The 23,735-nt window shown below is 62.6% G+C and carries 22 protein-coding genes and 2 tRNA genes; 12 read left to right on the plus strand and 12 right to left on the minus strand.

Annotation, left to right across the window (positions count from 1 at the left end; translation table 11 throughout):
- Nucleotides 1–10: 10 nt before the first annotated feature.
- Nucleotides 11–85: transfer RNA gene (locus tag FJ492_RS14345), tRNA-Thr, on the minus strand.
- Between the two features lie 160 nt (nucleotides 86–245).
- On the opposite strand from FJ492_RS14345, the gene FJ492_RS14350 reads away from it, so the two are divergent.
- The 9 genes from FJ492_RS14350 to yacG all read left to right on the plus strand — a co-directional run bounded on the left by FJ492_RS14350 (nucleotide 246) and on the right by yacG (nucleotide 5,982).
- Complete coding sequence (locus tag FJ492_RS14350; RefSeq protein ID WP_140504726.1) at nucleotides 246–422, plus strand: hypothetical protein; 177 nt, start codon at nucleotides 246–248, stop codon at nucleotides 420–422.
- Between the two features lie 130 nt (nucleotides 423–552).
- Nucleotides 553–1,845, plus strand: coding sequence for a UDP-N-acetylglucosamine 1-carboxyvinyltransferase (gene murA, locus FJ492_RS14355; RefSeq protein WP_027146553.1), 1,293 nt, complete (start codon nucleotides 553–555; stop codon nucleotides 1,843–1,845).
- A gap of 200 nt (nucleotides 1,846–2,045) precedes the next feature.
- Nucleotides 2,046–2,477: a DUF2948 family protein gene (locus tag FJ492_RS14360; RefSeq protein ID WP_140504728.1), complete on the plus strand. Its 432-nt coding sequence runs from the start codon at nucleotides 2,046–2,048 to the stop codon at nucleotides 2,475–2,477.
- Nucleotides 2,478–2,484: 7 nt separating this feature from the next.
- Complete coding sequence (hisD, locus tag FJ492_RS14365) at nucleotides 2,485–3,777, plus strand: histidinol dehydrogenase (protein WP_140770517.1); 1,293 nt, start codon at nucleotides 2,485–2,487, stop codon at nucleotides 3,775–3,777.
- 6 nt (nucleotides 3,778–3,783) lie between these two features.
- A complete protein-coding gene (locus FJ492_RS14370; RefSeq protein WP_140504731.1) occupies nucleotides 3,784–4,269 on the plus strand; it encodes a UPF0262 family protein in 486 nt (161 codons plus the stop codon).
- Complete coding sequence (locus tag FJ492_RS14375; protein ID WP_140770519.1) at nucleotides 4,257–4,727, plus strand: low molecular weight phosphatase family protein; 471 nt, start codon at nucleotides 4,257–4,259, stop codon at nucleotides 4,725–4,727. Before FJ492_RS14370 ends, FJ492_RS14375 begins: the two co-directional genes overlap by 13 nt.
- A gap of 197 nt (nucleotides 4,728–4,924) precedes the next feature.
- The gene (gene infA, locus FJ492_RS14385; protein WP_006329283.1) at nucleotides 4,925–5,143 is read left to right on the plus strand and encodes a translation initiation factor IF-1; all 219 of its coding nucleotides are present in this window, start codon (nucleotides 4,925–4,927) and stop codon (nucleotides 5,141–5,143) included.
- An 18-nt stretch (nucleotides 5,144–5,161) separates the two neighbouring features.
- Nucleotides 5,162–5,788: a Maf-like protein gene (locus tag FJ492_RS14390; protein ID WP_140504737.1), complete on the plus strand. Its 627-nt coding sequence runs from the start codon at nucleotides 5,162–5,164 to the stop codon at nucleotides 5,786–5,788.
- A complete protein-coding gene (gene yacG / locus FJ492_RS14395) occupies nucleotides 5,785–5,982 on the plus strand; it encodes a DNA gyrase inhibitor YacG (RefSeq protein WP_140504739.1) in 198 nt (65 codons plus the stop codon). Before FJ492_RS14390 ends, yacG begins: the two co-directional genes overlap by 4 nt.
- A 32-nt stretch (nucleotides 5,983–6,014) precedes the next feature.
- On the opposite strand, the gene FJ492_RS14400 is transcribed toward yacG, so the two are convergent.
- From FJ492_RS14400 to FJ492_RS14425, 6 genes are all read right to left on the minus strand, one after another.
- Nucleotides 6,015–7,385, minus strand: coding sequence for an alpha-glucosidase/alpha-galactosidase (locus tag FJ492_RS14400; RefSeq protein ID WP_140770524.1), 1,371 nt, complete (start codon nucleotides 7,383–7,385; stop codon nucleotides 6,015–6,017).
- 19 nt (nucleotides 7,386–7,404) lie between these two features.
- Nucleotides 7,405–9,072: an ABC transporter ATP-binding protein gene (locus FJ492_RS14405; RefSeq protein ID WP_140713392.1), complete on the minus strand. Its 1,668-nt coding sequence runs from the start codon at nucleotides 9,070–9,072 to the stop codon at nucleotides 7,405–7,407.
- Between the two features lie 10 nt (nucleotides 9,073–9,082).
- A complete protein-coding gene (locus FJ492_RS14410) occupies nucleotides 9,083–10,219 on the minus strand; it encodes an ABC transporter permease (protein WP_027146562.1) in 1,137 nt (378 codons plus the stop codon).
- The gene (locus FJ492_RS14415; protein ID WP_140713390.1) at nucleotides 10,220–11,227 is read right to left on the minus strand and encodes an ABC transporter permease; all 1,008 of its coding nucleotides are present in this window, start codon (nucleotides 11,225–11,227) and stop codon (nucleotides 10,220–10,222) included.
- 113 nt (nucleotides 11,228–11,340) lie between these two features.
- On the minus strand, nucleotides 11,341–13,422 hold the full coding sequence (locus FJ492_RS14420; RefSeq protein ID WP_140748183.1) for an ABC transporter substrate-binding protein: 2,082 nt from the start codon (nucleotides 13,420–13,422) through the stop codon (nucleotides 11,341–11,343).
- Nucleotides 13,423–13,581: 159 nt separating this feature from the next.
- Nucleotides 13,582–15,048 (minus strand): alpha-glucosidase/alpha-galactosidase, encoded by a 1,467-nt coding sequence (locus FJ492_RS14425; RefSeq protein ID WP_140504749.1) that lies wholly within the window; start codon nucleotides 15,046–15,048, stop codon nucleotides 13,582–13,584.
- A 66-nt stretch (nucleotides 15,049–15,114) separates the two neighbouring features.
- Here FJ492_RS14425 and FJ492_RS14430 point away from each other — a divergent pair, with 66 nt between their 5' ends.
- Nucleotides 15,115–16,170, plus strand: coding sequence for an AraC family transcriptional regulator (locus FJ492_RS14430; RefSeq protein ID WP_348640972.1), 1,056 nt, complete (start codon nucleotides 15,115–15,117; stop codon nucleotides 16,168–16,170).
- A gap of 22 nt (nucleotides 16,171–16,192) precedes the next feature.
- Here FJ492_RS14430 and FJ492_RS14435 read toward each other — a convergent pair whose 3' ends face one another.
- From FJ492_RS14435 to FJ492_RS14455, 5 genes are all read right to left on the minus strand, one after another.
- On the minus strand, nucleotides 16,193–18,220 hold the full coding sequence (locus FJ492_RS14435) for an aldo/keto reductase (RefSeq protein ID WP_140504753.1): 2,028 nt from the start codon (nucleotides 18,218–18,220) through the stop codon (nucleotides 16,193–16,195).
- 36 nt (nucleotides 18,221–18,256) lie between these two features.
- Nucleotides 18,257–19,336 (minus strand): sn-glycerol-3-phosphate ABC transporter ATP-binding protein UgpC, encoded by a 1,080-nt coding sequence (ugpC, locus tag FJ492_RS14440; RefSeq protein ID WP_140770526.1) that lies wholly within the window; start codon nucleotides 19,334–19,336, stop codon nucleotides 18,257–18,259.
- A gap of 8 nt (nucleotides 19,337–19,344) precedes the next feature.
- The gene (locus FJ492_RS14445) at nucleotides 19,345–20,181 is read right to left on the minus strand and encodes a carbohydrate ABC transporter permease (RefSeq protein WP_027146569.1); all 837 of its coding nucleotides are present in this window, start codon (nucleotides 20,179–20,181) and stop codon (nucleotides 19,345–19,347) included.
- Entirely contained in the window at nucleotides 20,178–21,038 is an 861-nt protein-coding gene (locus FJ492_RS14450) for a sugar ABC transporter permease (protein ID WP_140770528.1), read from the minus strand. The genes FJ492_RS14445 and FJ492_RS14450 overlap by 4 nt, the downstream gene beginning before the upstream one ends.
- A gap of 94 nt (nucleotides 21,039–21,132) precedes the next feature.
- Nucleotides 21,133–22,404, minus strand: a complete 1,272-nt coding sequence (locus FJ492_RS14455; RefSeq protein ID WP_140504757.1) for an ABC transporter substrate-binding protein — start codon at nucleotides 22,402–22,404, stop codon at nucleotides 21,133–21,135.
- Between the two features lie 104 nt (nucleotides 22,405–22,508).
- Here FJ492_RS14455 and FJ492_RS14460 point away from each other — a divergent pair, with 104 nt between their 5' ends.
- Both FJ492_RS14460 and FJ492_RS14465 read left to right on the plus strand, forming a co-directional pair.
- Nucleotides 22,509–23,381, plus strand: a complete 873-nt coding sequence (locus FJ492_RS14460) for a helix-turn-helix domain-containing protein (RefSeq protein ID WP_140713384.1) — start codon at nucleotides 22,509–22,511, stop codon at nucleotides 23,379–23,381.
- Nucleotides 23,382–23,554: 173 nt separating this feature from the next.
- Nucleotides 23,555–23,630, plus strand: a tRNA-Phe gene (locus FJ492_RS14465).
- The last annotated feature ends 105 nt before the right edge of the window (nucleotides 23,631–23,735 follow it).

The following is a 23,735-nucleotide window of genomic DNA, read 5'->3' on the forward strand; positions in this document are numbered from 1 at the left end:
CGGGAAAATCTGGTGCTGCGAGAGAGGATTGAACTCTCGACCTCTCCCTTACCAAGGGAGTGCTCTACCACTGAGCTACCGCAGCCGCCGATGGCGGGCTTCTGCCATATCGAACCGGCAAGCGCAAGGCCAAGAACAACGCTTCTGTGAAAGCCTTTGCCGGATAGCTTTCCATGACATGGCGGCGCCACAATGTTGGCTATCCCTGAATGGCGGGTTGGCTGGTCGCCAACCGGGGCGGGATGATGAACGACAAGACAAATCCACCGAAAAGCAGCGAAACAACCCGCAAGAGCCGGCTCGCCGAGCAGTTGCGCGCCAATCTGCAGAAACGCAAGGCGCAGTCGCGCTCGCGCCGCACAGGTGAGGCCGACCAACGGCCCGACGGGCTCGGCGCGGCCAAGGAAATGAAGAAAGATTAACTCAAATCGGCCACTCTTGGGCCGGGGTGGGCGAATCCTATTTCTTGAACCACATTGGTCAATGGTCTAGAGGGGCCGATACACTCAAACGATTGAACCGGCCTTTTCTGGCTGAGAGGGACATTCTCTAATGGATCGCATCAGAATTGTCGGCGGCAACAAGCTTGCCGGAAGCATTCCGATCTCGGGCGCCAAAAACGCCGCTCTGCCGCTGATGATCGCCTCGCTTCTGACCGACGATACGCTGACACTCGAAAACGTGCCGCATCTGGCCGATGTCGAGCAACTGATCCGCATCCTCGGCAATCACGGCGTCGACTATTCGGTCAATGGCCGCCGCGAGAAGCAGAATGAGGGCTATTCGCGCACCATCAACTTCTCCGCCCGCAACATCGTCGATACCACCGCCCCTTACGAGCTGGTGTCCAAGATGCGCGCCTCGTTCTGGGTGATCGGGCCGCTGCTGGCCCGGATGGGCGAGGCCAAGGTCTCGCTGCCCGGCGGCTGCGCCATCGGCACGCGTCCGGTCGATCTGTTCCTCGAAGGCCTGCAGGCGCTGGGCGCCGATATCGATGTCGATACCGGCTATGTCATCGCCAAGACCCGGAATGGCCGCCTCGTCGGCAACCGTTACGCCTTTCCCAAGGTCTCGGTCGGCGCCACCCATGTGCTGATGATGGCGGCATCGCTCGCCAAGGGCGAGACGGTGCTCGAAAACGCCGCTTGCGAGCCCGAGATCGTCAACCTCGCCGAATGCCTCAACGCCATGGGCGCCAGGATTTCCGGCGCCGGCACGCCGACCATCACCATCGACGGCGTTGAAGCGCTGTCGGGCGCGCGCGTGCGCGTCATCCCCGACCGCATCGAGACCGGCACCTATGCCATGGCTGTGGCGATGACCGGCGGCGACGTTGTGCTCGAAGGCGCGCGGCCGGAGCTGCTGCAGACGGCGCTCGACGTGATTTCCCAGACGGGCGCGGAGATCACGCAGACCAATTCCGGCATCCGCGTGAGGCGCAATGGCGCCGGCATTTCGCCGGTCGATGTGACGACGGCGCCCTTCCCGGCCTTCCCGACCGACCTGCAGGCGCAGTTCATGGGCCTGATGACCATGGCCAAGGGCAAGTCGCGCATCACCGAGACGATCTTCGAAAACCGCTTCATGCACGTCCAGGAACTGGCTCGGCTCGGCGCCCACATCACGCTTTCGGGCCAGACGGCGATCGTCGACGGCGTGGCGAAGCTGAAAGGCGCGCCGGTCATGGCGACCGATCTTCGCGCTTCCGTCTCGCTGGTCATCGCTGGCCTGGCGGCCGAAGGCGAGACCACGGTCAATCGCGTCTATCATCTCGACCGCGGTTTCGAGCGGCTGGAGGAAAAGCTTTCCAATTGCGGCGCGGTGATCGAGCGTATTTCGGCTTAACGATCCACGGTCGCTTGGCGAAATCATCTGCGAAGCGTCCTTCTCCCGCCACTATGCGGGGGAGAAGTGCCGGCAGGGCCGATGAGGGGTGCGCAAAACCTGAGGCAATTGCCTCTGGCAGCATTCTTGGCGCGGTTGCACCGATCGGAAAGACCGCCTAACAGAAAGGCTGGTTGCCAACCTCTAGGTATGAAATCCGCATGGTCTTAAAACTCATCGCGCTCGACGACCAGGATCTGAGCATCGTCTCGGCCCATCTCCAGGACGCCGTGATGAAGGTCTCGGACCTCGAATTCCTGCCCAAAGCCAAGCGTTTCGTGCTGACCATGAACCGTTTCGTGTGGGAAGCCAAATCCGGCCTGTTTCGCCAACATAATGAGCGACGGCAGGCCGTGCTGCATTTCGACCGGGTGCTGGGCGCCAAGACCAACGGCATCGCGCGCGACAAGCCGGCCGAAATTCTCTCCCTGCTGGCGATCAGCTTCATCGAGATCAGCAAGCCCGCGGGCATCGTCGAACTGATCTTTTCGGGCGGCGGCACGATCATGCTCGATGTCGAATGCATCGAGGCCCGCCTTGCCGATATTGGCGGCGCGTGGGAAGCCACGTCGCGCCCTATACACAGGGCTTGAGCATACGATGGCCATCACGCTTCGCCAGTCCGACGCCGATTTCGAGCAGCGTTTCGCCGCGTTTCTCCTGACCAAGCGCGAGGTATCGGCCGATGTCGACGCCGTGGTGCGCGACATCATCGCGCGCGTGCGTGCCGAGGGCGACGCGGCACTGATCGACTACACGAAGAAATTCGGCGGAGGCGACCTCGCCGAGCTCGGCGTTGCCGTCTCGGCGGAACACATCGCCGGCGCCTATGCCGAGGCCGATCCGGCCACGGTCGAGGCGCTGAAATTCGCGCGTGACCGCATCCGGTCCCACCACCAGCGGCAAAAGCCGCAGGACGAACGCTACACGGATGCCGCCGGCGTCGAGCTCGGCTCGCGCTGGACCGCGATCGAGGCGGTCGGGCTCTATGTGCCGGGCGGCACGGCAAGCTATCCGAGCTCGGTGCTTATGAACGCCGTGCCGGCCAAGGTAGCCGGCGTCGAGCGCATCGTCATGGTCGTCCCGGCACCGCGCGGCATCGTCAACCCGCTGGTGCTGGTGGCGGCGGATATATCAGGCGTCTCCGAAATCTACCGCGTCGGCGGCGCGCAGGCGATCGCGGCGCTTGCCTATGGCACGCAGACGATCAAGCCGGTGGCAAAGATCGTCGGCCCCGGCAATGCCTATGTCGCCGCGGCCAAGCGGCGGGTGTTCGGCACTGTCGGCATCGACATGATCGCCGGGCCGTCGGAGGTGCTTGTAGTGGCCGACGGCGGCAATGATCCGGAGTGGATCGCGGCGGACCTGCTTGCCCAGGCCGAGCATGACGTGTCGTCGCAGTCGATCCTGATCACCGACAACCCGGCTTTCGGCAAAGCGGTTGAACAAGCGGTCGAACGCCAGTTGCAGAGCCTGTCGCGCGCGGAAACGGCGGCGGCGAGCTGGCGCGATTTCGGCGCGGTGATCGAGGTCGAAACGATCGAGGCGTCGCTGCCGCTGGTCGACCGTATCGCCGCCGAACATGTCGAACTGGCCATCGACGATGCCGAGGGCTTCCTCGCAAGGATGCGCAACGCCGGCGCGGTTTTTCTCGGCCGCCACACGCCCGAGGTCATCGGCGACTATATCGGCGGCTCCAACCATGTGCTGCCGACGGCGCGCTCGGCGCGCTTCTCGTCGGGCCTTTCCGTGCTCGACTTCGTCAAGCGCACCTCGGTCCTGAAGCTCGGGCCGGAGCAGTTGCGCATGCTGGCACCGGCGGCGATCGCACTCGCTCAGGCGGAAGGGCTCGACGCGCATGGCCGCTCTGTCGCCATACGTCTGAACATGTAGGCCGGCATGACGGGCCACGATCAAACCCGCGCAAAACTGATCGATGTCGAACTCGATGAATCGATCGGCCGTTCGACGCCCGATGTCGAGCATGAACGGGCGGTGGCGATCTTCGACCTGATCGAGGAGAACAGTTTTAAGCCTGTCAACGACAGCGGTACAGGTCCTTACCGGCTGAAGCTGTCGCTGGCCGAGTCCCGCCTGGTCTTTGCCGTGGCGCGCGAGGACGGCGCCGCCGTCGTCACCCACATCCTGTCGCTAACGCCGCTCAGGCGCATCGTCAAGGACTACTATATGATCTGCGAGAGCTACTACGACGCCATCCGCTCCTCGACGCCGAGCCACATCGAGGCGATCGACATGGGCCGCCGTGGCCTGCACAATGAGGGCTCGCAGACGCTGATGGATCGGCTCTCCGGCAAGATCGACATCGACTTCGACACGGCGCGACGGCTGTTCACGCTGGTCTGCGTGCTGCACTGGCGGGGCTGATCCTGGTCGCCGGCGCCCTGCCCCGCTCGGTCCTGTTCCTGTGCGGCATGAATGCCGTGCGCTCGCCAATGGCCGAGCAGCTGGCGCGCCGGATGCTTCCCGCTACCATTTTCGTCGCCTCGGCGGGTGTGCGCGCCGGCGAGCGCGACCCGTTCGTCGATGCCGTGCTTGCCGAAGACGGTCTGGCGCTGGGCGAACGCCATCCACGGACGCTGGACGATCTCGAGGACGACTATTTCGACCTGATCGTGACACTGGCGCCGGAGGCGCACCATGCGGCACTCGAACTCACCCGCTCGCTTGCCGTCGAGGTGGAATACTGGCCGACGCCGGACCCGACCGGTGCCGATGGCACGCGTGAACAGATCATGGCAAGCTACCGCGACGTGCGCGAGCGGCTGAAGTTACGCATAAGCCGACGTTTTTTGCTTCCCGAAGCAAAAAACGCGACGGATTAAGCGTGTTCACAAGCGCACGATTATCATATAGGTTCCGCCGAAATTCCGGCTGGAGTCGGATGATTTCAGGTCTGTCCGACCTGAAATCATCCGACTCTAGGTCAAAGAAGTAGAGCGTGATGTCGTCGGAAAACCGCTTCACACTTTTCGGCATCATGCTCTAGGCGCCGGAACTGTCATCCAAGCAAAGGTATCGAATGCCGAAGGAAGAAGTCCTCGAGTTTCCGGGTATCGTCACGGAATTGTTGCCCAACGCGATGTTCAGGGTAAAGCTCGAAAACGAACACGAGATTATCGCCCATACGGCCGGCCGCATGCGCAAGAACCGCATCCGCGTGCTGACCGGCGACAAGGTTCTGGTCGAGATGACGCCATACGACCTGACCAAGGGCCGCATCACCTACCGTTTCAAGTAAGATCAAGACCCGAGCGCGATGAGCATTTTGCATAAGCTGGTGCTTGCCTCGGGTTCGCCGCGTCGCATCGAACTCTTGCAGCAGGCCGGCATCGAGCCGGACCGCATCCTGCCAGCCGATATCGACGAAACGCCGCTGCGTGCCGAGCATCCGCGCTCGCTGGCCAAACGGCTGTCGAAGGAAAAGGCCGAGAAGGCGTTCGCATCGCTGAAGGCCGAGACCGACTATGCGCCAAGCTTTGTGCTGGCGGCCGACACGGTGGTCGCCGTCGGGCGACGCATCCTGCCCAAGGCCGAGACACTGGATGACGCCGCCAACTGCCTCGGGCTGTTGTCCGGCCGTTCGCACCGGGTCTATTCCGGCATCTGCCTGATCACGCCGGGGGGCAAAATGCGCCAGCGGCTGGTCGAGACGCGGGTGCGTTTCAAGCGGCTGCCACGCGAGGAAATCGACGCCTATGTCGCCTCGGGCGAATGGCGGGGCAAGGCCGGCGGCTATGCCGTCCAGGGTCTCGCCGGCTCCTTCGTCGTCAAGCTCGTCGGCTCCTACACCAATATTGTCGGCCTGCCGCTCTATGAGACGGCGGCGCTGCTGTCGGGCGAAGGTTTCAAGACCCATCAAAACTGGTTGTCCGCGCGACCATGAGCGCGGACGACAAAGTCACGCCACTGCGGCCCAAGCGCCCTTGCCCCGAATGCGGCAAGCCGTCGGCGCGCGAGACCTATCCGTTCTGCTCGACGCGCTGCAAGGACATCGACCTCAACCGCTGGCTGAAGGGCGCCTATGTCATCTCCGCTCGCGACGACGAGGAAGAACCGGACGCCGACGAGCCGAAATGAAGCCAGGGCCGAAATGAAGCCAGGGCCGCCGGTCAGGCGGCCTGGTTCTTGCGATCACCACGCGCCCAGGCCGGAAGCCAGTCGCCGTGGGCGGCCAGGAGATCGTCGACCAATGACCAGATCTGGTCGAGGTCGAGTTCGGCCGCCGTGTGCGGGTCCATCATCGCCGCGTGATAGATGTGCTCGCGGTTTTTCGTCATCAGCGCCCGCACCGTCAGTTCCTGCACGTTGATGTTGGTACGGATCAGCGCCGTCAATTGCGGCGGCAGGTCGCCTATATAGGTCGGCTGGATGCCGGACGCATCGACCAGGCACGGCACTTCGGCCGCGCAATCGCGGGGCAGCGAGGTGATGCAGCCATTGTTGCGGACATTGCCGTAGATCACCGACGGCTCACCGGTCCAGACCGAATTCATGATCGAGGAGGCATACTCCTTGGACTCCTCGACCTCGATACGTTGGGCCGAGCTATACGCCTGCGCCTGGTCCTTCCAGCGCTCGATCTGCTCGATGCAGCGCTTGGGGTATTCATCGAGCGGAATGCCGTATTTCTCGATCAAATCGGGGCGGCCGTCCTTGATGAAATAGGGCGTGTATTCGGCAAAATGCTCCGAGCTTTCGGTGACGAAATAGCCCAGCCGCGTCAGCATCTCGTATCGCACCTTGTTGGGGCAGCGCGGGTTCCAGCCGGGCTTCGGCGCGCGGCCTTCGCGATAGGCGCGCACGAGATCGGGATAGAGGTCGCGGTAGGATCCGTCCGGCTGGCGATGCTCGAACTTCAGGTAGAAGGCCATGTGGTTGATACCAGCCGAGCGGTAACGAATCTCGTCGTAAGGAAGGTCGAGGTCGTGCGCCAGTTCCATCGCCGTGCCTTGCACCGAGTGGCACAGCCCGACCTGCCTGATCTCGGGATATTTCTCTGAGATCGCCCAGGTGTTGATCGCCATCGGGTTGACGTATTGCAGCATGATCGCCTGCGGGCAGACTGCAAGCATGTCCTCGCAGATCTTCCACAGATGCGGCACGGTCCTCAGGCCCCGCATGATGCCGCCGACACCGAGCGTATCGGCGATCGTCTGCCGCAGTCCGTATCTCTTCGGCACCTCGAAATCCGTGACGGTGCAGGGCTCATAGCCGCCGATCTGGAAGGCGACGACGACGAAATCGGCGCCCGCCAGCGCCTTGCGCTGGTCCGTGTAGGTCTCGGCCTTCGCCTTGACGCCGAGTGTGGCGATCAGCTTGTTGACGACGACGGCGCTTTCTTCCAGCCGCTGCGGATTGATGTCCATCAGCGCGATCGTGGCGCCCGAAAGTGCCGGGCGCTGCAGCACGTCGCCGACGATGTTCTTCATGAACACCGTCGAACCGGCGCCGATGAAAGTGATCCTGGGATGTCTTGCCAATGTAACCTCCGGCATGTGTTCAGGCCACGTCGAAAGCGGCCCTGACGAGCCGTTCGGTGTAGGCGGTCTTGGGATTGGTGAGGACCTCGTCGACAGGGCCCTGCTCGACGATCTTGCCGTGCTGCATGACGATGACGCGGTGGCACAGCGCGCGCACCACCTTGAGGTCGTGCGAGATGAAGAGATAGCTCAGACCACGCTCGTCCTGCAGCTTGCGCAGCAGGTCGATGATCTGCGCCTGGACGGAGAGGTCGAGCGCCGATGTCGGCTCGTCGAGCAGGATGAATTCGGGTTCGAGTGCGATGGCCCGCGCAATCGCGATACGCTGGCGCTGGCCACCGGAGAACTCATGCGGAAACCGCGACAGGATATCGCCCGGCATGCCGGCACTGACCAGTGCCTCGCGCACCCGCTCGACCCGCTCGCGCCGTGTCGCGCCGATGCTGTTGACGATCAGCCCTTCCTCGATGATCTGGCCGATCGTCATACGCGGGTTGAGCGAGGAGAACGGATCCTGGAAGACGATCTGCATGCGCGAACGCAGCGGCCGCATCTCGCCTCGCGACAGGCCATGGATAGGCTGGCCATCGAAGCGGATCTCGCCGCGTTTGGCGTCGGCCAACCTCAGCAGCGCCTGGCCGAATGTGGTCTTGCCAGAACCGGATTCGCCGACCAGTCCCAGCGTCTCGTGGCGGCAAAGCTTGAGGTCGAGGTCGTCGACGGCAACCAGTTCGCGCCAGTCCGGCTTCAGGAACGTTCCATGGCGCAGCATGAAGCAGACGCGCACGCCGTTCGCCTCGAGGATGGTGCCGCTGCCCTCGGGCAGCGGTTGCGGCCGGCCGCGTGGCTCGGAGGCAAGCAGCCGCTGGGTGTAGGGATGCCGCGGAGCGGCGAAGAGCCGTTCGGTGACGTTGTGCTCGCACATTTCGCCATGCTGCATCACATAGACGTAGTCCGAAAACTTGCGCACCACGGTGAGATCGTGGGTGATCAGGATCACCGCCATCCGCAGCTCTTTCTGCAGATTGCGGATCAGGTTGAGGATCTGCGCCTGGACCGTGACATCAAGCGCGGTCGTCGGCTCATCGGCGATCAGCACGTCGGGATCGTTGGCGAGCGCCATGGCGATCATCACGCGCTGCCGCTGCCCGCCCGAGAGCTGGTGCGGATATTGTTTGAGCCGCGCTTCGGGTTCGGGGATCTGCACATGCCGCAGCAGCTCTAGCGCCCGCGCCCAGGCTTGCTTGCGGCTCACCTTGCGATGCACCCGGATTGCTTCGACGATCTGGCTGCCGACCGTATAGATCGGATTGAGCGAGCTCATCGGCTCCTGGAAGATCATCGAGATGCGGTTGCCGCGCAGCTTGCGCCGGGCGCTTTCGGAAAATTTCAGGATGTCCCGCCCGTCGTAACAGATGCTCGATTTCGGCGACACGGTGGCGCGGCGCGACAGCAGCCCCATGACGGTGCGCGCCGTCACCGACTTGCCGGAACCGGATTCGCCGACGATCGCGATCGTCTCGCCGCGATAGAGCTGAAACGAGATGTCCTTGACCGCCTCGACGACACCGTGTTCGACCTTGAAGGCCACCTCGATGTTGCGGGCATCGATGACGGGCTCTCCCTGGCGCCCATCATGGTCAAGGCGGAAAGCTGGTGCGAAGGGCTCGGCGAGTACAATGGTCATCCCGGTCCCCTCAATACGGATCGACGGCATCGCGCAGGCCGTCGCCCAGCGCGTTGAAGGCAAAGACGGTGACGAGCACGAAACCGACCGGCGACAGGATCCAGGGATAAGTGCCGATGACCGAATAGGTCGCGGTGTCCTGCAGCATCAGGCCCCAGGAGATCAGCGGCGGCTTGACGGCAAAACCGAGGAACCCGAGGAAGGATTCGAGCAGCACCACCGTCGGGATCGCCAGCGTCACGGCGACAATCACGTGGCTCATCACATTGGGAAAGATGTGCTGCAGGATGATGCGCCGGTCTGTCGCGCCGACCGCCATGGCGGCGCGCACATACTCTATGCGCGCCAGCGCCAGCGTCTTGCCGCGCACCTCGCGCGACATCTGCGCCCAGCCCAGCGCCGACATGACAATGATGACGAAGGCGAGGAACACATTGGTCGGCGCGGTGACCGGGATCAACGTCGTCAGCGCCAGGTAGAGCGGCAGTTGCGGGAAAGCGAGCACCAGTTCGACGAAGCGCTGCATCCAGACGTCGAACCGGCCGCCGAAATAGCCGGAGACCATGCCGACGGTGGTGCCGATGACGGTGATGATGAAGACGACCGTCAGCGCGATCATCAGTGAGACGCGCGAGCCGTGGATGGCGCGCGACAGCACGTCGCGGCCGAATTTGTCGGTGCCGAGGAAATGCACCGGCTGGCCATCCGTCGAGGCGAAGAAATGCCGGTTCGCCGGTATCAGTCCGAAGAGCTTGTACGGTGCGCCTTCGACGAAGAAGCCAAGCAGCCTCGGGTGGTCGTAGTCGGGGCCGACGATGGGCTGGAAAGTAACCGGATCGAGGTCGGCCGAATCGGACAGTGCATAGACCCTCGGCCGCGCGACGAAATTGCCATCCTTGTCGTGGAAGGACGGCAGCTGCGGCGGGGCGAAGCCGACATCGGTCGCCTTCGGGTCCATCGGCGCCAGGAATTCGGCGAATACGGCCATGACCAGGAGCAGCACGACCAGCCAAAGCCCGGCCATGCCGGTCCAGGAGCGCTTCAGCCGGCGCCAGACAAGCGCCATGTAGCTCTCATTGCCGCGTGCGGGCGCCACTGTGGCTCGCTCGGCCGGCAGTGGCGGTGGTGAAGGATCTCGTGCCAGCATCTAACCCTCCCCGAACTGGCGCACGCGCGGATCGAGCAGGACGAGCAGCATGTCGGCGATGATGTTGCCGACGATCAGCGTCGCCGACAGCACCATCATGAAGGTGGCGGTGACATAGACGTCGCCGACCGCCATCGAGCCGACGATCGCCGGACCGACGGTCGGCAGCGCGAAGATGATCGCCGTCTCGATCTCGCCGGTCAGCATATAGGGTAGCACCACGCCCTGATACATGACCAGCGGATGCAGCGCATTCGGTACGGCGTGGCGCATCACGACGGCGCTACCGGTCAAGCCCTTGGCCTTGGCCGTCTCGACATATTGCGCGTTGAGCGTATCGAGCAGATTGCCGCGCATGACGCGCATATTGTAGGCAAGGCCGCCGAAGGTGGCGATCGCCACCACCGGCCAGACATGCTTGACCAGGTCGACGAACTTCGCCCACGACCATGGCGCGCCGCCATATTGCGGCGAGAAGAATGAGCCGATCTCCGAGACATTGAACTGGAAGACCAGGAGATAGACGATGATCAGCGCCATCAGGAAGCGCGGCACCGTCATGCCGAGGAACGAAATCGCCGACAGGGTCGAGTCGATCCAGGTGTATTGCCGGGTCGCCGCCCAGATGCCGAAGGTGATGCCCAGCACCGAGGCGAGCAGATGGCAGACCAAAGCCAGAAGCAGCGTGCGCGGCAGGCGCTCGCCGACGACGTCGGCCACCGGCTTGTTGTAATAGAGGCTGTAGCCGAAATCACCGTGAGTGACGATGCCGCCGATCCAGTTGAGATACTGGACGGGCAGCGGCTTATCGAGGCCGTGCTCGACGCGATAGGCCTGAGCCTGAGCATCAGCCTCGGCGAAGGAGGCTCCGCCCTGGTTGATCAATTGCGAGCGGATGTAATCGGCATAGTCGCCAGGCGGCGCCTGGATGATGGCAAAGGTGACGAGGCTCAGAATAGCGAGAACCGGTATTGCCGACGCTATACGCGTGAGCAGGAATCGCAGCATGGGCGGTCCGCTTCCTCATCTCGCCGGACGCTCCTTGGGGGCGCTCGGAGGGTTGGTTTGTCCCGGCCGCGCCAGCGGCGCGGCCGGGTCTCTCTCAGTCAGGGGAGGTAAACTTACATCGGACCCTTGTCTCCAGGCTTGCCGGGAAGCTCTTCCGGGAACAACTCGTATTTGGCCTGCTTGTCGGCCGCGACGAAGACCCGTTCGCGGATGATGGAATCCTCAGCCCAGTTGAACATGAAGATCGGCGTGCCTTGCGGAATGTTCGAGAAGCGCTTGTTGATGATCAGCGCGCCGGGATATTCCGTCAGGCCGATATTGTAGACGTGTTCGGTCGAGATTTTCTGGAAGTCCCGCATCAGACTGGCGCGCTGGTTATTATCCGCCGACGAGACGAACTTGTTGACGATGTCGACGAGATCCTTCTCGAAAGGCATCAGATCGACCTCCCCGCTTTCCGGCGCGCGGTGATCCCAGCTGGTCTTGGGGCCGACTGGAGCGAGCTGCACGGTGTTCTGCACCACTGAGGTCAGCTCCTGCTCATTGCGCCGGATCAGCCAGTCGAAACGGCCTGAATATTGCGTGGCATCGCGCTGGGTACCGTTGAGCCCGTTGAGCACGATCCGCAGACCAAGCTTCTCCATCTGCGCAACCACGCCTTCGGCGAGGCTTTTGTCGGTGGTGTAGTCGTTGTTGACCAGCATCACGATCTCGACATTCTTGCCGCCGGCGGTACCGGCCGGGAAGTTGACGAAACCATCGCCGTCAGTGTCCTTCAGTCCGGCCTTGGCGAGTTCGGCTTTGGCGCCCTCGAGGTCGAAAGGATAGTAGACGGTGGATTTGCGGTCGTAGAAGCTGGTGCCCGAGGAGAGGCCGCCAGGATAGATCGCGGTGAACGGCCCCTTGACGAGGGAATCGCCCAGCGCCTTGCGATCAAGCGCCATGGTGACGGCCTTGCGGAAATCCTCGTTGCGGTTCAGTTCGCGGATCGCCTGGCCGCGCTCGTCCGGATTGCCCCAGCCATTGGCGGAAAAATTCATGCGCAGGTTATAGCCGATGAGGCGCGGGCCGAAGGCAAGGCGCGCCGGCGCATTCGCTTCCGCCGCGCGCTTCAGAGAGGCAACGAAGTTTTCCGGCTGCTCGAGATTAGAGAAGTCGCCTGCGCCGGCGACCGCCTGAACGTCCCGGTCGGCCCAGGTCGACAGCTTGTAATGCAATTCGTTGAGATAGGGCAGCTGGTTGCCCTTCTCGTCCACCTTCCAATAATAGGGATTGCGGCGCATGACGATGATGTCGTCGGCCCGATATTCGACCGGCACCCAGGCGCCCATGACCGGCATGTTCATATACTCCGGCGGGAAGGCGTTCTTGAACTGGTCGTAGGTGTTCTTCGAATATTTCGGGTGCTGCGGCTTCAAGATATGCGAGGGACCGGGGCAGAAGGTGCCATAGGCCATTGCGTAGAGGTGCTGTTTCGGGAAGGCGTCCTTGAAGGTCCACTCGACGGTGTAGTCGTCGATCTTCTTGAGCGTCGTGCCGACACCGAAGGTTTCCTGGGTGGCGCCGTTGAGCGGCGAGACGTTGGGATCCAAGACCTCGTCGTCCCAGTAGAACATGACATCGTCGGCGTTGAATGGCACGCCGTCGGACCATTTGGCACCTTCGACGAGATGCATGGTCAGCTTGTGGCCATCAGCTGACCAATCCCAGCTTTTGGCGAGGTTGGGCAGCGGCTCGGTATCCTTCGCCTCGACCTGGAACAGCGGCGCGGTGCGCGTCAGGCACTCGGAAAGGCCGATGTCGATGCCGCCCCAGCCTTGGGTCTGGCCGGCGCCGTAGTTCCAGCCTTCCGGCCGGCCGCCGATGACATGGCGCATCGTATCGCCGTAGACGCCGACGCCGTTCGGCATGTTGCCCGTCTTGAAGACAAGCGGCTCCTTCGGCAGCCTTTCCTTGACCGGCGGCAGCTTGCCGGCCTTGACGTATTTTTCCGTCACCCAGCCGGGCTCGTGATACTCGGGCAGCGCCTTGAACTCCAGGATGGAGTCGCGCGCCACGTATTTGATCTTGCCCTCCGCCGGAAACGTCGCCGGCACCGGCGGGACGGTCGGTTCGGAAGCGAAAGCGTTGAGCGCTGGAACGGAGACGCTCAGCGCCAGTCCAGCGGCAATGCCAATACTGCGTAGGTTCCTCATTAGTGTCCTCCCTCGTGTTCAGACGTTTGCTGCTGCTCGTCTTGTCTATGTCTCTATGCAATTCCGGACGGAGAACCGCTTCACACTTCTCCCGTGATTTCTCCGGGCGGCTGACTGCGGTGGACCTGCCTCCCGAGGGTCCGCCGCCGCGCCCGGTTTTCAGACGGCCTGTTTCAGCGCGGCCTTTTCTGCCCGCAGCTCCTCGATCGAGCGCACGTTCCGCCGCGCGGCACCCGCCCATTCCCGGGTCTTGACTGTGGATTTCGACAGCCGCTCTTTGGCCGCAGGAACCGCGTGGGCATATTGCGGCAACCATTGCGCCTGGGCGACGACCATTTCGTCCACCATTTGCCAGACCTCCTCCGGCGTCGACACGGCGCCGACCAGCGGGTCGTGCAGCACGGCAAGCTTCAGAAGATCGATGTCGCCAGAGATGGCGGCATGGACCGACATGCGCTGAACGTTGATAGAGGCCATGCAGGTGACGGCACAGGCTTCCGGCAGTGTGATGCCGGCGGCCATGTTGATGCCGAAACGGTCGACGAAACCGGGCGATTCGATGATGGCGTCGCGCGGCAGATTGGTGATCACGCCGTCATTCTTGACGTTGAAGTGGCCGCGATAGACGCGGTTGGTTTCCAGCGCCTCCAATATGTGGCTGGCATGCTCGTTGGAGCGCTTTGAGGCGTCGATCGGCTTCGATGCCGCTTCGAGGAATTGCGGATATTCGGTCTCGAACCAATTGCGGGTTTCCGTGGAATAGCGGAGATAGCCGCCCGTTTCGCCATGGATCCAGTCCGACATGTCGATCCAGCGCGTGATCTCGTCGGGGCGCTTGCGGTACCAGGGCAGATATTCGGAAAGATGCCCGTTGCTTTCAGTCGAATAGACGCCGAAACGCTTGAGCACATCGATGCGAAGCTTTTCCTGCTGGGAATAGACCGGATGCGCCTCGAAGGCGGCGACTAGCTCATCTTTGTCGATCTTTCGGCCGTTCAGCCGCAAATCAATGAACCAGGTCTGGTGGTTGATGCCGGAACAGACATAGTCGAGTTCCCGCGGCGATTTCGCGCCCAGCACCGCGGCGATCTGTTCGGCGCCGTGCTGGACACCATGGCAGAGGCCGACCGTGTCGACCTTGCCGTATTCGATCGCCGCCCAGGTGTTCATCGCCATCGGGTTGGCGTAGTTGAGGAATTTGGCGTTGGTGTCGGCGACTTCGCGGATGTCCTTGCAGAAATCGAGGATCACCGGAATATTGCGCTGGCCGTAGAGGATGCCGCCGGCGCAGATCGTGTCCCCGACACACTGGTCGATACCGTATTTCAAGGGAATGCGGATATCGTCGGCATAGGCTTCGAGGCCGCCGACCCGCACGCAGCTGATGATATAGCGAGCGCCCTCGATTGCCTTGCGGCGGTCGGTTGTCGCGGTCACCCTGGTCGGCAATCCGTTCGCCTCGACGATCCTGTCGAGGATCGCCTTGATCATCCCCAGATTGTGCTCGCTGAGGTCCGTCAGCGCGAATTCGATGTCCTTGAATTCAGGCACGCAGAGAATATCGGTGAACAGCTTCTTGGTGAAACCGACGCTGCCGGCGCCGATAATAGCGATTTTGAAACTCATCACCTTCACCTCGATCTATTCGAATGCTAGGCAAGGAGCAGCAAGGGAGGAAGACGGCCACACGTCTTGGCGTGCAAGCCATTCAGGCCGGAATCCGGCTTTCTCTCCTCCCGCCCGCTCCTCGATCGCGGGTTATTCGCGTTCTTCGAGGCGGGATTATGCGCATATTCGCGGGCGCGGCCAGAGAAGGATTATGCTTTCAGGGGTAATTTTGTGCTGCGGGATTTGATCGCCAACGGACAGTCAATGCGGACGGTCTCGCTGCCGCGCGGCCGCCAGCGCCTGCATGCCATGCCGACAAGCACGGGCTATGAGGTGCGCGAGGACGTGACCTATGACTGGGACGGGCGAAAGCGCGGCCAGACACCATTCACCGTACTGCAGCATACGATCAGCGGCACCGGCCGGCTGCGCTACGAGAACCGCGATTACCGCCTGCAGACGAACGACACGCTGCTGGTGCTGGTGCCGCACAACCACCGCTACTGGCTGGCCAGGGACGAGCGCTGGGAATATTTCTGGATCTCGATGAACGGCGAGGAGGCGTTGCGCATCCACAAGTCGATCCTCGACGTGTCGGGACCGGTCTTTCGGCTGCAGCCGGCGACGATCGATCATCTTGCCGATTGCAGCCTGCGTCTCATCAAGGGGGCCGCTTCGCCAGGTGCTGCTTCGGCGATCGCCTACGAGGCGGCGATGGCGCTCTATGACGATGTGTTCGGCTCGCATGCCTTTGCCGAAAAACAGAGCGCCATGCAGCCAGTCATCGATCACATCAACGCCAATCTCGACAAAGCCCTGCCGGTGGCGGACCTCGTCCAGATCAGCGGGCTCAGCCGGGCTCATTTCTCGCGCTGTTTCGCCGAGAGCGAGGGCCTGCCGCCCGCCGAGTTCGTACTGCAGCAGCGGCTGCAACGGGCCGCGAAGCTTTTGACGAAAGCGGACTTCCTGCCGGTAAAGGAGGTCGCCATCCTGTGCGGTTTCGAGGACGCGAATTATTTTTCGAAGGTCTTCCGCCGACTCTACGGCACGACGCCCAGCCAATTCCGCACGACCGGCATGTATGCCAGCTTGCGAACCCCGGCCAGGCGCGGCGTCAGACTGTCGGACGACGAGACCTGACGCCGCTTGGGGCCGTGTTTTGTCAGGCCGCGTGCAGGCTGCCGCCGTCCAGCCACTCGAGTTCGGCGGGCGAGAGCGCGATGTCCAGCGCCCGCAGACTGTCGTCCAGTTCACCAAGCGTACGCGGCCCGATCAAGGGGATCGATGGGAAAGGCTGGTTGAGCACATAGGCCAGCGCAATGTGGATCGGGCTTTTGCGCAGCCGGGCGGCGAGCTCGATCGCGCGGTCGCGACGACCGAAATTGCGCTCCGAGTACCAGACCCGCACCAGTTCCTCGCTGTCCAGCCTGTCGCGCCCGGCGCGGTCGGTGAAGAAGCCGCGTCCCTGGCTCGACCAGGCAAAGTTCGGCATCTGCCTGGATGTCAGCCAGGCCTTCCAGTCATCGGTGGAGGAGGTGACACAACCAGCCCAGATCGGCTCCAGCATTTCGGCCAGCGAAAAATTGTTGGAGAGCACACCGGGCTTCTGCTTGCCGGTTCGCTCGGCATAGGCAATCGCCTCGTCCATGCGCTGCATCGTCCAGTTCGAGCCGCCGAAGGGGCCGCGAATGCGCCCGGCTTTGACCTCGCGGTCCATGGCATCGACGAATTCGCCGACCGGCACGTCCGGATTGTCGCGATGCATGAAATAGATATCGACATGGTCAGTCTGCAGGCGGTCGAGCGACTGGGCAAGCTGCTTGCCGATCACGTCGGGATAGCAGAGCGGCGAATGCGCTCCCTTGGCGATAACAACCGATTGCTCGCGCACGCTACGGTTCCTCAGCCATTGGCCGAGCAGCGTCTCGGTGTAGCCACCGCCATAGACATAGCCAGTGTCGAAGAGATTGCCGCCGGCCTCGAAAAAGGCGTCGAGCAGGATCGACCCGGAGGAGAAGGTGCGGAAATCCTCGAAGCCGAGCGCCACCACGGAGGCCGGCTTCGCCAGGCCCGGAATGGTGCGCTTGCCGATCGCGGTGCCGCCCGGGCGCAGGGGTCGCCCGGAGATGGTGTTGGTGCGCAGCGAGGCCTTCTCGATCTCATATTCCAGCCCGACCGCCGCGCGCCATCTGTCAAGCACGCGCAAGGTGCCGAGGCTGTCGGCCCAACCCATGCCCGGCCAGGCGAATTCCTGACGCCCGGCGCGGATCGCCTCGCCGGCGGCATCGACCTCGAAGGAATAGACATGGCGCTTCTCGTTGACGCTGATGGTCTCTTGCGCGCCGTCGGCACCGATCACGTCGATCCGGCCTGGGCCGACATCGCGGTCGCCGCCGGCGAACCAGAAGTCGGGCACCTCGACACGCCCCTTGGTGCCGAAGATGCGCAGGACATTGTCCTGGTTGAGCGAGATGCTGCAGGAAACCTCGGCAACGATAGCGCCGGGAAAATGCAGGACAGCGGAGGCCCATTCGTCGACACCGGATTGACCAAGATGGGCGGTGCCGGCGACCTTGTCTGGTTCGGCGAAGGGCGCTCCGATGGCGGTACCAGCAATCAGCCGCACCATCGAAACGGGATAACCGCCGACATCGAGGATGCCGCCGCCGGCGAGATCGTTGGCGTAGAGCCGGTGCCGCGGCATGAAATCAGGCATGGCGAAGCCAAAGCTCGACTTGATCATCCTGATCTCGCCGATGACGCCCGACTTGATCAGGTCCACCAGTTGCAGCATCTGCGGATGCAGCCGGTACATGAAGGCTTCGCCGAGGAAGGTGCCGGCCTTGCGCGCCGCATGCATCATGGCGTCGGCCTCGAAGGCCGTCAGCCCGAGCGGCTTTTCGCAGAGCACATGCTTTCCGGCTTCCGCCGCCCTGATCGCCCATTGCGCATGGCCTGGATGCGGGACCGCGATATAGATCGCGTCGATCTCCGGATCGGCAAGAAGAGCGTCGTAACCGTCGAGGATGCGGGCGCCGGGAAAGCTCTCGGCCAGTCCCGGCTTGCCGGGATTGCGCGCGCCGATGGCAACCAGTTTACCGGTGCGCGAACCGGCGACGCCGCCGGCAAAGGCCTTGGCGATGCCGCCCGGCCCAAGAATGCCCCAGCGAATGGGCGTTGATGCAGTCATGTCATTCTCCTTGCGGGCTGGGAAAGGGGCGGCCGGTCAGCGCAGCCGCATCCCTTTTTCGTCGAACAGGTAGGATTTGCGGATGGAAACGGTGACATTTGATGTCTCGGGGGCCTTTGCCGCGTCGCGCTGGATCACCACGTCGTCGCCATGGGCCGTCCTGGCGTAGAGAAAACTCGTGCCGCCCAGGTGCTCGACCACGTCGATGGCGACCGTAAGGTCAGCGTCGCCTTCACCGGCAATGCCGAAATGTTCGGGCCGCACGCCGACGATGACCTTGCTGCCCGGCTCGGGCGCGACGCCTGTCAACGGCTGGACGACACGGGCCTTCTCCTCGCCCGCCAATTCGACCACAACGCCTTTTGCATCACGGCCGACAATGTGGGCCTTGATGAAGTTCATCTTCGGTGAACCGACAAAGCCGGCCACGAAAATATTGTCGGGATTGTCATAGAGTTCGAGCGGCCTGCCGATCTGCTCGATATGGCCGGCGCGCAGCACGACGATCCGGTCGGCGAGCGTCATTGCCTCGGTCTGGTCATGGGTGACATAGACCATGGTGGCGCCGAGTTCCTTATGCAGCCTTGAGATCTCGACCCGCATCTGGACGCGCAGTTCGGCATCGAGATTGGAAAGCGGCTCGTCGAACAGGAACACTTGCGGCTCGCGCACGATGGCGCGGCCGATGGCGACACGCTGGCGCTGGCCACCGGAAAGTTTCTTCGGGCGGCGCTCCATCAATTCGCTGATGCGCAGGATCTCGGCCGCGCGCTTCACCCGCCGCTCGGTGTCGGCCTTGGGGTTGCCGGTCATGCGCAACCCGAAGGAGAGGTTCTGTTCGACACTCATATGCGGATAAAGCGCGTAGGACTGGAACACCATGGCGATGCCGCGGTCGGCGGGCTCGACATCATTGACCACCTTGCCACCGATCGCGATCTCGCCGCCGCTGATGTCCTCCAGCCCGGCGATCATTCTGAGCAGCGTGGACTTGCCGCAGCCCGACGGGCCGACGAAGACGACGAACTCGCCATCGGCGATGTCGATGTTGGCACCGTGGACGACCTCGAACGCGCCGAAGCGCTTGGCGACATTGGTGAGAGTGACGGTTGCCATTCTGCTCCTTATTTGACCGCGCCGGCGGCGATGCCGGCGATGAAATGACGCTGCAGGAGCACGAAGACGATGAGCATCGGCACGGTCAGCATCACCGCACCCGCCATGATGCCGCCCCACGACACTTTGGTCAGGCCGATCAGCGTGCCGAGCGCCACGGGTGCCGTCATCGAACCCGGCTGGCTGTTGATCAAAAGCGGCCAGAGATAATTGTTCCAGGAGGCGAGAAACAGGATGATGCAGAGTGCGGCCAGCATCGGCCGCGCCAACGGCAAGGCGATGAAGACGAAGATGCGCCACTCCTTGACGCCCTCGACGCGGGCGGCATCGAACAGATCGTCCGGCATCATGGAAAAGCTCTGGCGCATGAACAGCACGCCAAGCGAATTGAACAGCGGCGGCACGATCAGCGCCACCCACGTGTTGGCGAGCTTGAAATCGCGCGCCACCATGATGAATTGCGGGATCAGCACCACCGCATAGGGCAGCGTGATGGTGCCCAGGATGATGGCGACGACGACGCTTTTGCCGAAGAACTGGTAGCGGGCCAGCGCCCATCCGGCCATCGAGGTCAAAAGCACCGACAGGACGGTGTAGGTCACCGCCACGCAAACGGAGATGATGATGGCGCCGACGAAGTCGGTGTCGCGCTGCAGATTGTTGAAATTGTCGATGAAGTTGCCGTGCGGCAACAGTTCGATGCCGGGGCTGAAGATGCCGTTGTCGGGCATGGTCGAGAACACCACCATCATCCACAGCGGAAACAGCCAGATCAGCGCCAGCGGCGTCAGGAAGAGGTGCAGTGCGATGCTTCGTTTCAGTCTTGCCGACGAGAGCGAACTCATTTCGGTTCCCTCGTCAGCCAAAGCTGCACCAGCGTGATCGTGATGGCGAGCCCCGCCATGGTGTAGGCGACGGCCGAGGCATAGCCGAAGTTGAGCGAGCGGAAACCCTGGCGGTAAAGCAGCAGGCCGAGCGTCTCTGTGCCGCCGCCCGGCCCGCCGCGCTCGGTGATCAGGAACGGCTCGGTGAACAATTGCATGGTGCCGATGATCGACAGCACGGCGCAGAAGACGATGACCGGCTTCAACAGCGGCAGGGTGATGTAGAAGAATTGCTTGAGCTTGCTCACCCGGTCGAGCGTCGCCGCCTCGTAGACATCATCGGGAATGGATTGCATGCCTGCCAGCAGGATAATGGCGTTGTACCCGGCCCAGCGCCAGGTGACCGCGATCATGATCAGCGCCATGGCCGGCGTGACATTGGAGAACCAGTCGACCTTCGGCAGGCCGATGCTGTTCAAGAGCTTGTTGACGATGCCGAAATCGAGGCTGAACATCAGCCGGAACACCGCGGAATAGGCGACCTCGCCGACGACGACCGGGGCGAAGAAGGCAAAGCGGTAGAGGCCGCGCGCCTTGAGCAGCGGCGAATTCAGCAACACCGCCATCACCATGGCCAGGGCGATCATCACCGGAACCTGGATGACGAGGATGAGCAGCGTGTTCTTCAGCGCGTTGAAGAAGGCAGGGTCGCCGATCAGCCGGCCCCAGTTGAAGCCCGGTGCGAAGCGCCACGGCACGGTACGCGTCGCCTGGAACGAGATCAGGAACGAGGAGATGATCGGCCACACCCAGAAGATGGCGAAGATCAGGAGATAGGGCGTGAGGAAGCGATAGGCCGTGGCATTGCGGTTGCGCATCTTTTCTCCTCCTTCATCCCTGGTGTTGAAGACAAGCGAGCAAGTGGCGGGTCCAGGACGGCACTTTTGCCATCCCGGACCCCGTCCTGGGAGGTCAGGACTTGACAGGCAGCCCAGTCGCCGAGGCGATCTGGCTAGCGGCGTCGTCGAGTGCCGCCTTGGCGTCGGGGTAGCCGCCGGCGAGATATTTGGTCTGCACCGCGCGGACGATGATCTCGGCATCGCTCTGGAACTGCGTGCCGCGGCTCGGAACAACCTTGGGCAAGGTGCCCAGAATATCCTTCCACACCGCCTGGCCACCCCAGTAGGGCAGGCCCTGGCTGACATAGGGATCGTTCAGGGCCGAGACCAGCGAGGGGACAAGACCGAACTCCTTCAGCATGGTGATCTGGCCTTCATTGGTGCCGAGCGTGTATTTCAAATACTCGTAGGCCGCTTCCTTGTTCTTCGACGCCGAAGTGATGGCGAGCGAGGAGCCGCCGAGATTGGCGGCGCGCGGGCCGTCCGCGGTCAGGCTCGGCATCAGGTAGACGCCCCATTTGCCATTTTCGCCCGCCGATTCGGTGCGGATAGTGCCCTCGTACCAGCCGCCATAGACCTGGGTGGCGACGGCTCCGGCGGTGTTGTTGGTGATCTTGGTGCCCCAGTCGGCGGACGAGACGATGCCAGCGTCCTTCATCTCCTTGACCTTGGTCATGGCGTCGACGCATTTGGGCTGATTGACCGTGATCGACTGGCCGTCCTCGGCGAAATAGGCGCAGCCCTGTTCGTTGGAGATCATGCGGAAGAATTCACTGTCGCCGTTGAAATCGGCATTGGTCATCGAGACCCCCGGATTGGCGGCCTGGATCTTCTTGCCGGCGGCGATGAAATCGTCCCAGGTCTTGATCGATGCCGGATCGACGCCGGCCTTCTCATAGAAGTCGCGACGATAGAAGGCAGCGACCGGGCCGGAATCCCACGGCATCGCATAGGCCTTGTCGCCGACTTCGAGTTCGGTGCGCTTGAAATCGGGGAATTTCTTCTGGTCTTCCGCCGTATAGCCCAGCGTATGCAGGTCGACGAAACAGTCGGGGAACTGGCTCCAGTAATTCTCGGCCTCGCCATTCTCGATGGTGACGATATCGGGCAGCCCGACGCCGCCGGCCGCGCATCCGGCGATCGACTTGTCATAGGTCGGCTGGTTGCCGAGATCCTGGACCGTGACCTTGATGTCGGGATGCAGCTTGTTGAAGCCGGCAACCGTTGCCTTCAGGGATGAAGCGGCAATGTTCCAGCTCCAGATCGTGATTTCGCCGGATTGCGCGAAGGCCGGGGCGGAGCCCAGGGCAAGCGCTAGCGCGGCGCAGGACAGTGTGATGCGCATTGAAATCCTCCCATTTCATTTGCTCTCTCTGTGAGCGTGGCTAGACTAGGCACCGGTAAGGGCCTGTCCCTGACAGAGGGAATATGGAATTGGCGGAAAGTAAGATGCCCGATAGGCCGTTTTACCAGCCCGGCGCCAGCAGCGTTGAGGGTTTTCCGCTGGCGCTGCAGATGTTCCACACCAACCCGCTGGTGATGCTGAAACCGCATTGGCATGCCCAGGTCGAGGTGAATTTCATCGTCCGCGGCTCCGTCCACTACCGCATGAACGAGCACGAAATATCGCTTTCGGCCGGCGAGATGTGCCTGTTCTGGGGCGGCCTGCCGCATCAGATGGACGATTTGAGCGACGACGCCATCTATGCCGGCGCGCATCTGCCGCTGGTGCATTTCTTTCGGCTGCACCTACCGGCGGACATACGCCATCGGCTGATGACCGGCGCGACGCTGGTGACCAGCGCCACCGATCAATCCGACAACGACAATTTCGCCCGCTGGAACCGCTATGCCCGCTCAGGCGATCCGGCCAAGGCCGAGCACGCCGTCAACGAACTTCTGCTGCGGCTGGAGCGGGTGCGGTTCGAGCCCTACCGGCTGGTGCCGGGAAACGCCGCCGGGCAGGAAGCGGGCAGCCCCTTCGATCAGCAGTCGTCGCGCAATGTCGGGCGCATGTGCGATTTCATCGCCGAGAATTTCCTCTACGACATCGATTGCGTGAACATAGCGGCGGCCGCCGACATCCACCCCAAATACGCCATGAGCCTGTTCAAGAAATCGACCGGCATGACGCTCAACGAATATGTCAACCTTCTGCGGCTGAGCTACGCGCAGGCGCTGTTGATGCATCAGGACGCCAATGTGCTGCGCGTGGCCATGGATAGTGGCTTCGGCTCGCTCAGCGCCTTCAACAAATCCTTCCGCAAGCTCGCCGGCATGACGCCATCCGACTTCCGCAAGGGACTGGCAAGCGCCAGATAGGCGGGCGCACGGCATGGAAACCAGCCCATCGGGCGGCATTTCTTTTCCTACAGGAAATCCACATCTGGGCGCTGGACAGGCCGGATTCCCATGCTATAACCCACGCGCTTTCAAGGGGTGCCTACGGTGCCTTTATGAAAATCCGGAGCACGAGTTTTCGTTAGCCGGAACAGGCCCAGATAGCTCAGTTGGTAGAGCAGCGGACTGAAAATCCGCGTGTCGGTGGTTCGAATCCGCCTCTGGGCACCATCCCCTCTTGGTCCGTTCCGGACACATGGGTTACGGTTTATACCGGAGACATGGGTAACACTTTTGGCCCGAAGGGGTTTTGGAGTGGTTCGAGCCTGCATGTCT

The organism is Mesorhizobium sp. B2-5-4, from assembly GCF_006441095.1.
GTDB lineage: Bacteria > Pseudomonadota > Alphaproteobacteria > Rhizobiales > Rhizobiaceae > Mesorhizobium > Mesorhizobium salmacidum.